11 protein-coding genes are annotated in these 14,051 nt (G+C 37.9%); 4 read left to right on the top strand and 7 right to left on the bottom strand.

Annotation, left to right across the window (positions count from 1 at the left end):
* Nucleotides 1-67: 67 nt before the first annotated feature.
* Together AC27E9_RS14435 and AC27E9_RS14430 are read right to left on the bottom strand one after the other, a co-directional pair.
* Nucleotides 68-436, bottom strand: a complete 369-nt coding sequence (locus AC27E9_RS14435) for a diacylglycerol kinase (protein ID WP_487131347.1) — start codon at nt 434-436, stop codon at nt 68-70.
* The gene (locus AC27E9_RS14430) at nt 436-2,136 is read right to left on the bottom strand and encodes a phosphoethanolamine transferase (protein WP_487131345.1); all 1,701 of its coding nucleotides are present in this window, start codon (nt 2,134-2,136) and stop codon (nt 436-438) included. The genes AC27E9_RS14435 and AC27E9_RS14430 overlap by 1 nt, the downstream gene beginning before the upstream one ends.
* A gap of 180 nt (nt 2,137-2,316) precedes the next feature.
* Here AC27E9_RS14430 and AC27E9_RS14425 point away from each other — a divergent pair, with 180 nt between their 5' ends.
* Nucleotides 2,317-2,994, top strand: a complete 678-nt coding sequence (locus AC27E9_RS14425) for a response regulator transcription factor (RefSeq protein ID WP_487131344.1) — start codon at nt 2,317-2,319, stop codon at nt 2,992-2,994.
* A 10-nt stretch (nt 2,995-3,004) separates the two neighbouring features.
* Nucleotides 3,005-4,294: a sensor histidine kinase gene (locus tag AC27E9_RS14420; protein WP_487131342.1), complete on the top strand. Its 1,290-nt coding sequence runs from the start codon at nt 3,005-3,007 to the stop codon at nt 4,292-4,294.
* 2 nt (nt 4,295-4,296) lie between these two features.
* Here the strand turns inward: AC27E9_RS14420 and AC27E9_RS14415 are convergent, their stop codons facing one another.
* Nucleotides 4,297-4,581 (bottom strand): MazG nucleotide pyrophosphohydrolase domain-containing protein, encoded by a 285-nt coding sequence (locus tag AC27E9_RS14415; RefSeq protein WP_487131341.1) that lies wholly within the window; start codon nt 4,579-4,581, stop codon nt 4,297-4,299.
* 170 nt (nt 4,582-4,751) lie between these two features.
* Here AC27E9_RS14415 and AC27E9_RS14410 point away from each other — a divergent pair, with 170 nt between their 5' ends.
* On the top strand, nt 4,752-5,948 hold the full coding sequence (locus AC27E9_RS14410) for an MFS transporter (protein ID WP_487131339.1): 1,197 nt from the start codon (nt 4,752-4,754) through the stop codon (nt 5,946-5,948).
* A 53-nt stretch (nt 5,949-6,001) separates the two neighbouring features.
* On the opposite strand, the gene AC27E9_RS14405 is transcribed toward AC27E9_RS14410, so the two are convergent.
* Complete coding sequence (locus tag AC27E9_RS14405) at nt 6,002-8,227, bottom strand: bifunctional diguanylate cyclase/phosphodiesterase (RefSeq protein ID WP_487131337.1); 2,226 nt, start codon at nt 8,225-8,227, stop codon at nt 6,002-6,004.
* A gap of 348 nt (nt 8,228-8,575) precedes the next feature.
* Here AC27E9_RS14405 and AC27E9_RS14400 point away from each other — a divergent pair, with 348 nt between their 5' ends.
* Nucleotides 8,576-9,481: a TIGR03899 family protein gene (locus AC27E9_RS14400; protein ID WP_487131336.1), complete on the top strand. Its 906-nt coding sequence runs from the start codon at nt 8,576-8,578 to the stop codon at nt 9,479-9,481.
* A gap of 63 nt (nt 9,482-9,544) precedes the next feature.
* Here AC27E9_RS14400 and AC27E9_RS14395 read toward each other — a convergent pair whose 3' ends face one another.
* From AC27E9_RS14395 to AC27E9_RS14385, 3 genes are read right to left on the bottom strand one after another with little or no spacing between them, the layout of a single operon-like run.
* Nucleotides 9,545-10,306, bottom strand: a complete 762-nt coding sequence (locus AC27E9_RS14395; protein WP_487131334.1) for a phosphoadenylyl-sulfate reductase — start codon at nt 10,304-10,306, stop codon at nt 9,545-9,547.
* Nucleotides 10,299-12,041, bottom strand: coding sequence for an assimilatory sulfite reductase (NADPH) hemoprotein subunit (gene cysI / locus AC27E9_RS14390; RefSeq protein ID WP_487131332.1), 1,743 nt, complete (start codon nt 12,039-12,041; stop codon nt 10,299-10,301). The genes AC27E9_RS14395 and cysI overlap by 8 nt, the downstream gene beginning before the upstream one ends.
* Nucleotides 12,041-13,852: an assimilatory sulfite reductase (NADPH) flavoprotein subunit gene (locus AC27E9_RS14385; protein ID WP_487131330.1), complete on the bottom strand. Its 1,812-nt coding sequence runs from the start codon at nt 13,850-13,852 to the stop codon at nt 12,041-12,043. Before AC27E9_RS14385 ends, cysI begins: the two co-directional genes overlap by 1 nt.
* Nucleotides 13,853-14,051: the final 199 nt, after the last annotated feature.

Genomic DNA, 14,051 nt, shown 5'->3' with positions numbered 1-14,051 from the left:
AATATTATTTACGAATAAAAAAATAGCGAAATTAATCGCTATTTTTCTTGTAAATATTTCACAAATGTTAAGCCCATAACACAACACACCAAATAATAAATGCGATAGCCATGCTAATAAAAACGGCCGCAGATGCTAAGTCTTTCGCTAAACCAGAAAGTTCATGATATTCGTAACCAATACGATCAACCACAGCTTCTATTGAGGTGTTTAATGTCTCAGTAAAAAGTACAAAAAGTAATGAAATAATTAACGCTGCTTGCTTCAAGGGTGAAATATTAAAGGTAAAGGTTAACGGAATTAAAATAACACTTAACATTAGCTCTTGCTTAAATGCAGCTTCATTTTTTGTCATCCAACTAAGTCCTTTACAGGTATTGATAAATGCTGACAATATTCTTGTAAGCCCTTGCTTCTTATTACTAGGTTCAAACATTACTTAGCTCCTTTGGTTTGCGCTAATTGCAGGGTATTGTCATGAATAGGAAAATCGCATTGAGAAAAAAAGTCGAGCTCTTTTTGATAGCTACTGCTTTGCACCTTTAATAACCCCAACATACTATGAAAAATGTAGTCGTGATTAATCGAATTATTACGAGCAATATTTTCTAAGCACTGTTGTTTGTTTTGCTGCTGTATGGCTTGTTTCGCTTCTTGCTCAGAAAACCAAACTAGCATGGGTATTTCCCGCTGTTCGTCTGGCGATAATGCATAAGGAAAACCATGTAAATACGCCCCTGACTCACCTAGTGATTCACCGTGATCAGATACGTAAAGCATAGAGGCATTGGTATTAGCAGGTAACTCCTGCAAGCTTTCAATCACTTGTGATAAAACAAAATCAGTATATGCGATGGTATTATCATAAGTATTTTGTAATTGCTTATCGCTACAGTTTTGAATATCACTGCGTGCACATTCTGGGCTGAATACAGTATGCTCTTTAGGATAGCGCTTAAAATACGTTGGCCCATGTGAGCCCATCATGTGCAAAACAATTAAAGTTGACGGTGCAGTTAAGTTGGCTAGCTTTTCTCGTAATGGCTCAAGTAATACGCCATCTTGGCAATACTCACCATCACATAATGGATTATATTGGTTTACATCAATTTTTATCGTTGGAACTCGAGCACAAACCCCTTTGCAACCGTTATTGTCAACCCACAGTACATCAACGCCAGCCAAGGAGGCTAAGTCAAGTAGGTTTTGTTGGTTGTCGGCGGTTCTGCGCTCAAAATTTTCTCTTGCTAAGGCTGAAAACATACAAGGAACAGATACCGCAGTAGCTGTGCCGCAAGACTGCATATTCTGAAAAGAGATTAAGTCAAAAGGCTGAGTATATTGGTTAGTGTCTTTTTCATAACCATTATGCGAAAAATTTTTCGCTCGTGCGGTTTCCCCTACAACCATCACAGTAACCTGCCTGTCTTGCGAAGCTGAGGTTAACAATTTAGGTCTAGCATCGATAATATTAAATTCAATGTCACTATAAAGTAAGCGATCACGGGCAAATTTATAACCACTACTAAGGTACTGCGACGGTACAAGGTACTTTTTCAAATAGTTATTATTACGCGCTACCGCAGAATAGCTTGGATAATATGCCCAAGCGATAATACATACAGAAAGAAATGAAACCACCATTAACTTTGCCCGTTGCAATAACTCATGCGAAAAGCGTTGATAGTTCACATTAACCGAATAAATGAACAAAGCAGGGATAACACCAATGCCAAGAAAAAATAATACTAACTCAACATTTAGATATGACATTGCCTCAGCGCTGTGTGTTTCAACTGAGTTTTCTATCATGCCGTAATCAAAAACAACGCCGTAATTTAGTGTGCCATAGAATACCAACGTTGAGATAAGGGTCAGTGTGATTAACGCGGGCTTCATTAAGTAGCGGATAGAAAAAGCCGACAACAGCAATATCATCAAACTAAATAATAATACTGGCACAGACAGTAAAAATAGCAGTTTATATTGTTCTAGCGCAGTTATTGCCCCAATAAAACCCGATAAAAATGGAAAGTTCATTACCAGGGTAAAATATAAACTTACCAGTATAAGTAGCTGATTAGCCGTTAAATTAAATGAACTTAAACGACACATATTGCTAATTTTTTGTCTCAAAACACACTCCCAAAACATAATCAAACTCAGCAGAGTAAGGTGTTACTCAGCTAGATTACGCAGCAGTGTATCTAGGCCAATGTCGTAAAAAGGTTACTAACATTTTTTCTACATCGAACTATTTAGAATATTCATGTCTAAACGTCAGTGCAGATTGATATTTAGGTTTAAAGGTACATCATGAAAATTTTATTAGTGGAAGATCATCAAGAAATTGCCGGCGTTATTTTCGATTTCTTTGAACTAAAGGGGTTTCAATTAGATTATGCTCGTGACGGTAAGCAAGGCTTCGAGCTAGCATGTCAGAACCACTACGATGTGATTATTCTTGATATTATGCTGCCGCACTTGGATGGTTTAAGTGCTTGCAAAAAGCTCCGAGCACACGGGGTCGATACACCTGTACTAATGTTGACAGCAAGAGACAATAACAATGATATTATTGACGGTTTTGAGCATGGTGCTGATGATTATTTAGTTAAGCCTTTTGACTTAAATATTTTAGCTGCGCGATTAAGTGCATTACACAAAAGAAATACTGGCGAGATAGCAAAAAAATCACTGACCTTTTCAAAACTAACGTTAGATTTTACAAATAGAACATTAGCGCGTAATGAATGCGAGTTTCAACTAAACCAAACGTTATTTACCATTATGAAAACATTAATGTTGCGCGCACCTGAAATAGCGACACGAGAAGAAATACTTAATCAGGTTTGGCAAGATGATGTTCCTGAAGAGGACTTATTACGCCATCATATTTACCAATTACGTAGCCAAATCGATAAACCTTTTAAACATGGTTATATCCGTACCATTCCAAAAGTAGGCTACCAATTAACACTTGAGCCAAGCTAACGCCAATTAAATGAATATATTTCACTCAGCTAAGCGCTTAACTTTTTTATATTTCTCAATAGTTGCCATTGCTATTATTGTTATTCACGCTTCCGTTTTTGAATTAACCACCGAAGATTTAGAACATATTTATGCAAAGAATAGATTGGATAACCTAGCGACTTATTCGGAAGTAATTTTGCAAGGTAATGATTTAAGCAAACTTACTAGTAAGGAAGTTAATACTCAGGGAAATATTGCATCTGAGCCAAACCCAATAATTTACTTTGACTTTGATAGCATACCTACTGAGTTCCCAGATCCTAAAACGATTAAATATAACCAAGCCATTGAAGTGCCGCTAGCATCTGACGTAGAAGCACATTTTGTTATGAAGAAAAAGCTAGTCATTAACGGAGAACCACGTGATGTGTTGCTCACGCTAGACAATTCACTATATGAACTCAGTGAAGAACAATTATTCTCTACCTTATCAAAGCAATTTACTATTTCTTTAGCATTATTATTTGTCAGCTTATTAGTTGTATTAACTATCGCAGATAAATTAACAAAGCCCATTTCAAATTTTGCTCGTATGTTGGCCAATAAAGAATCTACAGATTTAACGCCTATTCATTTACCTAAAGGCACCAAAACCAGCGAGCTTGTTGGCATGGTAGAAACATTCAACGCTTATCAACAACGCATTGAAAACTTGATAGAACGAGAAAGAGCATTCAATCGATACATTAGCCATGAACTCAGAACACCGTTAACAGTAATGAATGGCGCAATAACCCTACTTGGCGAATCAACTGACAAAGCATTTATCGAAAAGCAGCGTCAGCGACTATTGAAAGCAAGTAACAGTATGAATGAATTTGTTGAAACTCTACTCAATCTTACTAAGCCAATTGACGAATTAGCATTGAAAATAAGGCAAGTACCTACTGAAGAATTATCTTCAATCATAGAAGAAAATGCTCACCTAATTTCAAACAAAGAGGTAACATGGAAAATAAAAATGCTTGCTAAACCAGAAATTAGTATGCCACCTGCTACATTTCATATTTTATTGGGAAACTTAATCAAAAACGCCTTTGCGTACACGGAAGCTGGTACAGTTATTATTGAAGCCGATAAGCATTATTTGAAAATTATCGACACAGGTATTGGTTTATCAAACAAAAATGAAAAACATGGCTACGGTTTAGGTTTATTACTAGTTAGAGATATATGTCAGCAATACCATTGCCACTTTTCTATTGCTGACAATGAAATGATAGGCTGTACCGCAACCGTAAACCTAACCAATTCATAACCTTATTTAACGCGGCCGCGTGTACCACGCTGTTGATTTTTCTCCATTTTGGCTTGCAGGGTTTGCTCCATATCTATACCTTGCCAATGAGCAATATCTAGCACTCTCAAAATAATATCAGCCAACTCTTCTGCAAACTCCTCTGTTGGCTGTTCACCTCGACATTCATTAATTGCCTCTCCCACTTCTGAGGCTACCAAGGCTAGTGCTTCTAAGGTTGTTTTATTATGCCAGCCCATGCGTTCAACCCAGTCATAGTTTTGTTCAGCAATTTTATTTATATTCATGAAATTATTTCCATATTAGTTAGTACCTTATTAATTCAAACCTTATCAGCAAACTACACGTAAAATATAATAGCTATTTATTGGCAGCATTAATAAATCGTGCATGCGTGTATTGCCACGATATTTAACATACAATAAAGATTCCCACCTTGCTATTTAACAGGAACAACATGCCAATCGCCGCGAAATTAAAAACGCCTGAAAACTTACTACTTGCTATGGCCTTTATTATGCCATTAGTGTTTTCAGTATGGATGGCACTCCTTAATAATTTTGTTGTAGAGAAAGCAAATTTTACTGGTATAGAAATCGGTATTTTGCAGAGTTTACGCGAAGTACCTGGCTTTCTTGCCTTTACGGTAATTTACGTTTTATTGTTTATTCGAGAACAAAAGCTAGCCTATATTTCTTTAGGCCTAACAAGCATAGGTGTTGCAGCGACTGGTTTTTTCCCATCTGTAGTAGGCTTATATTTAACCACGGTTATCATGTCAATTGGTTTTCATTACTTCGAAACGGTTAATCAATCACTTGCCTTACAGTGGATTGATAAGGATAAAACAGCACATTTTCTCGGCCGAGCATTATCGGTCAAATCTATCGCCTCTCTGCTAGCTTTCAGCAGTATTTGGGTATTAATGGAGTACTTTACGTGGAGCTATCAAGCCACTTACCTTATGTTTGGCGGCATCGCATTTGCCTTTACATTATTTTTATTAATTTCGTTTCCACAGTTTCCTCAACCAGTAGAACAATCAAAGAAATTAATTTTACGTAAACAGTATTGGCTTTTTTATGCCTTAACTTTTTTCAGTGGCGCACGACGACAAATCTTTGTCGTATTTGCAGGCTTTTTAATGGTGGAAAAATTTCACTATAGCGTTGCCGATGTTAGTGCTTTGTTTCTTATTAATTATGTATTTAATTGGTTGTTTGCCGCACAAATAGGTAAGTTTATTGGTAAAGTTAGTGAGCGCAGTGTTTTAAGGTTTGAGTATATTGGTTTAGTGATATTATTTATTCTTTATGGCCTTGTCGAAAATGCCAATTTAGCTGCCGCACTGTATGTGATTGATCATTTATTTTTTGCCTTAGCAATTGCAATTAAAACCTACTTTCAAAAAATAGCCTTACCTGAAGATATTGCAGCCAGCGCAGGGGTAAGCTTTTCTATTAATCATATCGCTGCGGTCGTCATTCCAGCGTTGCTAGGCATGGTTTGGATAATAAACTCATCTTGGGTGTTTTACGTTGGTGCAGGTTTTGCTTTTTGTTCGTTACTATTAACTTTTGTGATGCCATTTGCCCCCGCAATTGGCAACGAGTTTAGCTATAAAGAAAAATTACAAGTAAAAGAAAGTACTTAAGGTTACGTTAACCGATAGCTATGGTGCTACCGGCATTTATCTGGCGAGGTTATTTATCTGTTTCTTTTTTCTAAACAAGCGAAAAAATCTTCTGCTGGCATAGGTTTAGCGTAGTAAAACCCTTGAACTTCGTCACATGCTAATGTCTTTAATTGCACTTCTTGCTCAACATTTTCAATACCTTCAGCAATAACTTTTAAGTTCATTTGCTTACCTAAATTGATAATGGTTTCGGCAATCACTGAACCACCAGGCTCTGCAATGTCGTTGACAAACGATCTGTCAACTTTCAATCTATCAAGCGGTAATTTTTGTAAATAACTTAAAGAAGAAAAGCCAGTACCGAAGTCGTCAAGTGCAATACTTATTCCTTGGGCTTTCAATTGAACTAACGCATCAATGATCACCTGCGGCTCATCCATTAATACATTTTCAGTAATCTCTAATTCCAACTTACTTGGATCAACTTTGTTATCTTGTGTTGCTTGAATAATGCTTTCAACAAAGTTATCACGCTTAAATTGAGGGATAGAAACATTTACTGAGATACTGACATCTTCAAATTGGCTCTCGGCCAGTTTATTTAATGTTGAACACGCTTGCTCTACTACCCAATTACCAATATCGATAATTAAGCCAGAATATTCCGCCAAAGGAATAAATACGGCAGGTGAAATAAACTTACCTTCAGCAGTTCTCCAGCGTAGTAAAGCCTCAGCACCAATAATTTTTCCAGTCGCCAAGCTTAGTTGTGGTTGATACCAAAGCTCTAAACGGTTATCAGCAAAATCGGTACGTAGCTGTCTGATCATCCCTAAGCGCCACAATGTTTTATCTTCCATTTCTTGCTGATAATAAACGAATGGCTCTTGTTGAGATTTTTTAGCTAAATTTAACGCAATATTGATTTGATTTAATACTTTAACGCCACGTGTACCTGCAGAGTCCTTGGAACAAAAACCAAAGCACGCACTAATTGGTAAATTTTGCTCGCCAGCGGCAAAAGGTCGACTAAATAATGCTGCAAGGGTTTCCGGGTTCACGACTTTTTTCGGTCCGATAATACCAAAAACATCAGCACCTATACGTGCTAAATGACTCTTGTCGCCAACGCTGCGAATACGTGACGATACTGCCATTAATAATTGATTACCTATATCTTGACCAAGGCCATCATTGATATCACTAAAGTGGTTTATATCAATTAATGCTGCTACTAGTTCTTCGTCATCACTTTGACAAAAGTCATCTAGTAAATTAACGAAATCTAAACGGTTAGGAAGTTCTGTTAACCAATCTTTATATGCCGCATTACGCAATTTTTGAAAAAGATGAACATTTTCATATCCGGTTGCGATATTCGTTAAAAACACTTCAATTAGTTGTTTTTCAATATCTGTTAATTCTTGCGTAAGTTCTAAATGAATAACGGCTCTAAAACCACCACTGCCGAAATATAACGAAGTTGAGTTAGCACTAAAAAAATGCTGTTTTTGCTGAAAGCAACTGGTAATTTGCCTAACGGCATCAGCGTTATCTAAACATGCGAGTTTTTGATTAACTTTACTTTCAGCAATGCCCTCTTGCCCAAGAATATATAAACTTAAGTCGTCGGCACCATCAACAATTCCCTGACCTCGCGCACAAAAAACGCTAGTTTCAGACTCGGCAAGTTGTTTAAATTCAGCTAAGACTCCCGCTGCATAATCGTGTACATTATGTTGTTCAAGCAAATTAGCGGCGGCGCCAATAATGCGCTCTAAACCTTCACGATTTTTAGTGACGGAATCAATTTGTTGGTAGGAACGAATGGCAGCGTAAACAGTTGTAACTAATTTTCGGCGAGTAAGCTCGGTTTTGGTTTTGTAGTCATTGATATCGTAGTCTTTGATAACGCTTTCTTCTGGTGCGTAACCCGGTTGCCCGGTTCGCAATACAATACGAATATCATCACGCTTTAGTTGCTCACGTATATGTTTAACAACCGCTAAGCCTGCATCATCACTCTCCATCACAACATCAAGTAATACTAATACAATATCTTGATGTTCCTCGATGAGCTTACATGCGTCTTGCCCTGAATAGGCGTGCAAGTATTCTAAATGTCGGCCAAGTACGACCAAATCAGACAGGGCCAATTGGGTGACTGAATGTATTTCCGGGTCATCATCAACAATTAGTACTTTCCATGTCTCACCAACAGCTGAGTCTAATATTTCATCTTCATCACTGTCATCGATAAACAAAAAATCATCGTTTGTATTTTCGGAAACTTGCATATCATCCTCAATGCACTAGTAAACAACAACTAGCAATTTTTTTGATGAATAATTTTAAAAATTTTCATCATAGATAAGTACATAATAAAAGTCGGATAAGGAATATTCAACAATTCGTTGCAATAATATTTTCAGTTTCAGTTACATCGAAATTATTTTCATCTATTTGTACAAATATAACTATTAACTTTAGTTTTAAACCTGTTTAAATTAAAGATAAAATTTCTTATTTTGTAAAGCAAATGAGGAAATATAAGGCAATTAATAGACGCTTTATTAAAGCTATAATAAACTTTGTAGCAATGTTATGTTTACTAATTAAACAAAGATGGCTTGAAGGGCAACAACGTGACTCAAACAAATGACAAACAAACTCAAGTGGTTGCAGATACGCGTGCACCTGTTGCCACTGAAAAGACGCAACAAAGGTCATCTGATAAAAGCACAATAAATAACGCAGTTAACGCCTCTTCACAAAAGCAATTATTAGGGTTAGCAAAAAAGTTCTCGTTAGACGGTGCATTACTACCTGAAGAAAAACAAGCCCCGATCGAAGATCGATCGTTTCGCCGCATTAAATTAAACGAACTGCGTCAACAGCAAAATATCGAAGCAATTACTTTACGAGCAATAAAGTATTGTTCAGATAATACAATTGCCGATCGCGCCGATCAAGACTGGTTTAGTTCATTTATAGCCCTTGCTGAAGGCATCAGTAATAAAACCATGCAAGATTTATGGGCAAAAATTTTAGCTGGTGAAGTCAGTCAGCCAGGTTCTTTTTCGTTAAAAACCTTGCAAGCATTTAGAAATATGAGCATTACTGAAGCGAAATTACTTGCAAAAGCATGCAGCATTGCTATGAGCGATAGCCGCAAGAAAAATATTAGAATTATCAGCGGTGCTTACCAAGTGCCTAAATTATTTAACTTCTTTAATAAACAACGCCAACAAAGGCTTGATTTAAACCAAGTAGGGTTTGGTTATGCCGACTTATTAACATTGGCGGATAACCACCTATTATTCGAGCAAGAAACTGAAAGCCATAATCTTAATAAAAATGAGCAAATTCAATTTAGCTACAATGGAAAAGTGGTTAACTTTATTGCCAAGAAGGCCGACTGTATTTTAACTTTCTATAAATTCACGCCGATTGGAACTGAACTGGCATTACTTATTTCAGATAACTCAGACGAAAGTTATTTGCACGCAGTTAAAAGTCAACTATCTGAAAATTTTACAATTGAGAGTTAACAGCAACGTTAGGACGTAAACGAGGATAAGCAGGAACATAATAATGCTCCTGCTCTATTTATACTAAATGCCGTCGCCATCAGTATGTAAGCCACACTCTCGCTGCATACCAGAAAAGCGAGTATCACTTTCATCCATGCCAGCAGATAATGGTCGCGTACTATGAACATCACCAACAGAAACATAGCCTTCTTCCCATAGCGGGTGATACGGCAAATTATTTGACGTTAAGTACTGGTGAACATCTTTATTTGACCAGTCAATAATCGGGTGGACTTTAAAGCGTCCTCTTAGAATACTAACCACAGATAAACCTTCACGATGACTAGACTGCTGACGCCTAACTCCGGAAAACCATGTACCTGCTTGTAATTCATTCAAACCACGCTCAAGTGGTTCAACTTTATTACGCCTGTTATAGGCTTTTAATGAAGCTTCATCAGCAGCCCATTCTTGGCCATACTTTGCCTGTTGCCAAGCTGCACTTTCTTTAGCACTAAATACTTGTAAATTCAGATTTAAGCGCTCTGTTAATTGCTCAATAAATTGATACGTTTCTGGAAACAAATGCCCAGTATCAGTAATTAATACCGGAATATTAGGATCAATTTGCGTCAACATATGCAGCATAACAGCTGACTGAATACCGAAACTTGAAGATAAAACAAACTGCGATGGCAAATTCTCCATTGCCCATTCCACACGTTGTGTAGCTGTTTGTTTTTCTAGCAACTCATTCCATTGATTTAACCACGGCTCAGGTAACGAAGCCGGAAAACGATTACTTATCGCCGGTGCCGCTGTAGCCTTAATAATGTTAGTCATGAAAATCTCGCTTACTTACAATAACTTCTTGGATAATACCGCTACGAATAACAAAGTCGCCAAATGCTTCTTTTTCATTACGCTCTGTAACCCATTTAGCTACTAAGCTATCTATTTCTTGTAAAATATCTTCTTCGTTTAAATTTTCTTTGTACATTTTAGGAACACGTGTACCAGCAATATTGCCACCTAAATGCATATTATATTTACTTGGACCTTTACCTACTAAACCTATCTCAGCCAACATCGCTCTACCACAACCATTAGGGCAGCCAGTTACTCGTAAAATAATACTTTCGTCGGCCGCACCGTGTTTTGCTAATATTGCTTCAACATCGGTCACTAACCCTGGTAAATAACGCTCTGCTTCAGCCATTGCCAACGGACAAGTTGGAAACGCCACACAAGCCATTGAATTTTTTCGCTGCACTGATACATCATCAGCCATCAAGCCATGTGCTCGTGCAATACGTTCAATTTCTGCTTTGTCTTCAGCGGCTATGCCTGCAATGATTAAGTTCTGATTTGCGGTCATGCGAAAATCACCCTTGTGGATTTTCGCAATTTCAGCAACACCGGTTTTCAACGGGAAATTAGGCTTATCAAGTAAACGCCCATTTTCAATAAATAAGGCTAAATGGTGCTTACCTTCAAATCCTTCGGTCCAACCAATACGATCGCCTCGGCCAGTAAATTCATATGAACGACTTTCCGCAAACGTGATACCGGCACGCTTTTCAACTTCCGCTTTAAAAGTATCTACACCAACTCTATCTAAGGTATATTTCGTTTTAGCATTTTTACGATTAACTCGGTTACCCCAGTCTCGTTGAGTCGTTACGACTGCCGCTGCAACATCCAAAGTTTTGGCTAATTCAACAAAACCAAAGTCATCGGCTTTACGTGGATAGGTAGATTTATCTCCATGAGTCATAGCTAAGCCACCACCAACAAGCACATTGAAACCAATAAGCTTACCTTGTTCAGCAATGGCAACAAAATTCAAATCGTTAGCGTGAACATCAACATCATTTTGTGGTGGAATAACCACAGTAGTTTTAAATTTACGAGGTAAGTAATTTTTTCCTAAAATAGGTTCTACTTCACCTTCTTCAGTACCGCCTTCAATTTTCTCACCATCTAACCAAATTTCAGCATATGCACGAGTTTTAGGTAGTAAGTGCTCGCTGATTTTTTTCGCCCACTCATAAGCTTCTTGATGTAATTCCGATTCTACTGGGTTAGTTGTACACAGTACGTTTCGATTAACGTCACCAGCTGTTGCAATTGAATCTATGCCGTATTCATTTAACGTTTGGTGCATCAGCTTTATGTTTGGCTTTAAAACCCCATGAAATTGAAACGTTTGACGTGTAGTAATACGAATGCTGCCATAGCTGGTTTTTTCACGAGAAAACTTATCAATGGCCAACCATTGCGTTGGCGTAATAATACCGCCAGGCATACGAGCACGAAGCATGACATTATGCAGAGGCTCTAGCTTCTGTTTAGCGCGCTCATTACGAATATCACGGTCATCTTGTTGGTACATGCCATGGGTTCTGATCAGCTGAAAATTATCAGCGGTAAAACCACCAGTAATATTGTCTTTTAGGTCTTCAGTAATAGTACCTCGAAGATAGTTACTTTCTGCTTTCAAGCGTTCGTTATCAGCGTGCTTGCCTTCAACAATTAATGGCCCATTAGTTTGGCTGTTATGAGTCGAGTCGGTCATTAGTATACATCCTTCTGATAACGCTTAGCGTTACGTAAATCTTTTAAATAAGTGCTAGCTTGTTCTTCTGATAGTTTACCTTGCGTGGCTATAATATTGAGTAATGTGGCCTCTACATCTTTTGCCATACGACTCATATCACCACAAACATAAACATGCGCGCCACGTTCTAACCAAGCAAACACTTCACTTGCGTTTTCTTGTAACCGGTCTTGTACATAAATTTTTTCGCTTTGGTCGCGTGAAAACGCTAAATCAATTTTTGTTAACAAGCCTGACTTTAAGTAATTTTGCCACTCAACTTGATATAAGAAGTCTTGGGTAAAGGTTTGATCGCCAAAGAACAACCAGTTATCACCAGCTGAATCAGTCGCTTCACGCTCTTGCATAAAAGCTCTGAATGGCGCAACACCAGTGCCTGGGCCGATCATGATTACCGGGGTTTCGCTATCTGATGGTAATCGGAAGTTATCATTGTGTTCAATGAACACTTTCACTTCTCCACCTTCTTCGAGACCATGAGCTAGGAAACCCGATGCGCCGCCTTGTCGTTTAGTATCATTAATTTGGTATTCAACAAGCCCGACCGTAAGGTGCACTTCTTCCTCGACTTCACTTTGCGCTGAAGCGATAGAATAAAGCCTTGGAGTAATTTTTCTTAAGGCATCAACAAACGTTTGCGGCTCTAATATCGCTTCACCAGCTAATGGCGCTGACTTCACAACATCAATAACTTGATGATTAGCTGCATACTCTCTTAACGCAGATTTATCATCAAGTATTGTTAATAGATGCTCTGCATTTGACAGTTTCCCCCAAAATTCAACGAAGTTAATCGAAGTTTGGGTTATTTCATATTTTGTTTTTAGTGCTTCAGCGAGTGTAAAGCCTTGCTCTGCAATATTGATCAATGCTCCAGCATCAAAATCAAGTGTACTGATCAGCTCATCAACTAATGTAGTAGAATTTTCAAACCAGACACCGAGTGCATCACCCGCTTGATATGAAATGCCTGATTTACCGAGATCAATTTCAACGTGACGAACGTCTTTGGCTGAGTCTCTACCAGTGATCTTTTGGCTTAGCAATAATTCTGCAGAATATGGGTTTTGCTTGTTATATTGATCTTCAGCGGCACCGACATTTGGTAAGCTAACAACATTGCTCGTACTGGTATCAGTATCTAGTAATATCTTCGCTTCTTTAATAATGGTTTCAGACCAAGAGCTCGCATCAGCATCGTAGTCGACATCACAGTCAACACGTTCAGTAATACGTTTAGCACCTAGTTTTGCTAAATATTCATCAAAGTCTTTACCTGTTTGACAGAAATACTCATAACTAGTATCACCCAAAGCTAAAACACTATAATGTAAATGTTCTAAATTCGGTGCCTTTTTCGAAGATAGGTACTCATGTAACGCTATCGCATCATCTGGTGCTTCGCCTTCTCCATTAGTACTTGCAACTATTAATAGGTGGCTAATGTTTTTAATTGCCTTAGGCTTTATTTCACCCATACTTTTCAATTCAACAATCAGCCCTGCTGCGCTTGCCTGAGCAGCTAAGCTTTTCGCAACACCTTTAGCATTTCCTGTTTGAGAACCATACAAAATTGTTAATGTAGAAGCAGTAGCACTTGCGGTCGCTGCAGGCACAGCTACAGCACTTATACCTTCAGCTTTAGCAGCTAAGTACCCACTCGCCCATGCTAACTGTAGTGGTGAAAGATCCTGAGTTACTTGCTTAAAAGACGCCAATTGATTGGTGTCTAGCATTGTTTGATTTAAATTTTGCTGTTCCGGCAACATGTTGACTATACGCCCATTACTAATTAATGAGGCAAGAATAGACTGAATGCAGCCTAATGAAAAAGAATAGAAACGGCTTTTTTATTCAAAAATAGAATATAGAAGAAAAATAATAGGATGGATTATGTTGAAGCTTTGCTAATCCGTAGTAAAAGTATTTAAACAGCAAAAAGCCCGTCACTTTCGTAACGGGCTTTTC

The organism is Colwellia meonggei, from assembly GCF_057537295.1.
The sequence above is the reverse complement of the archived record's forward strand: the minus strand, read 5'-3'. Positions and strand labels throughout refer to the sequence as shown.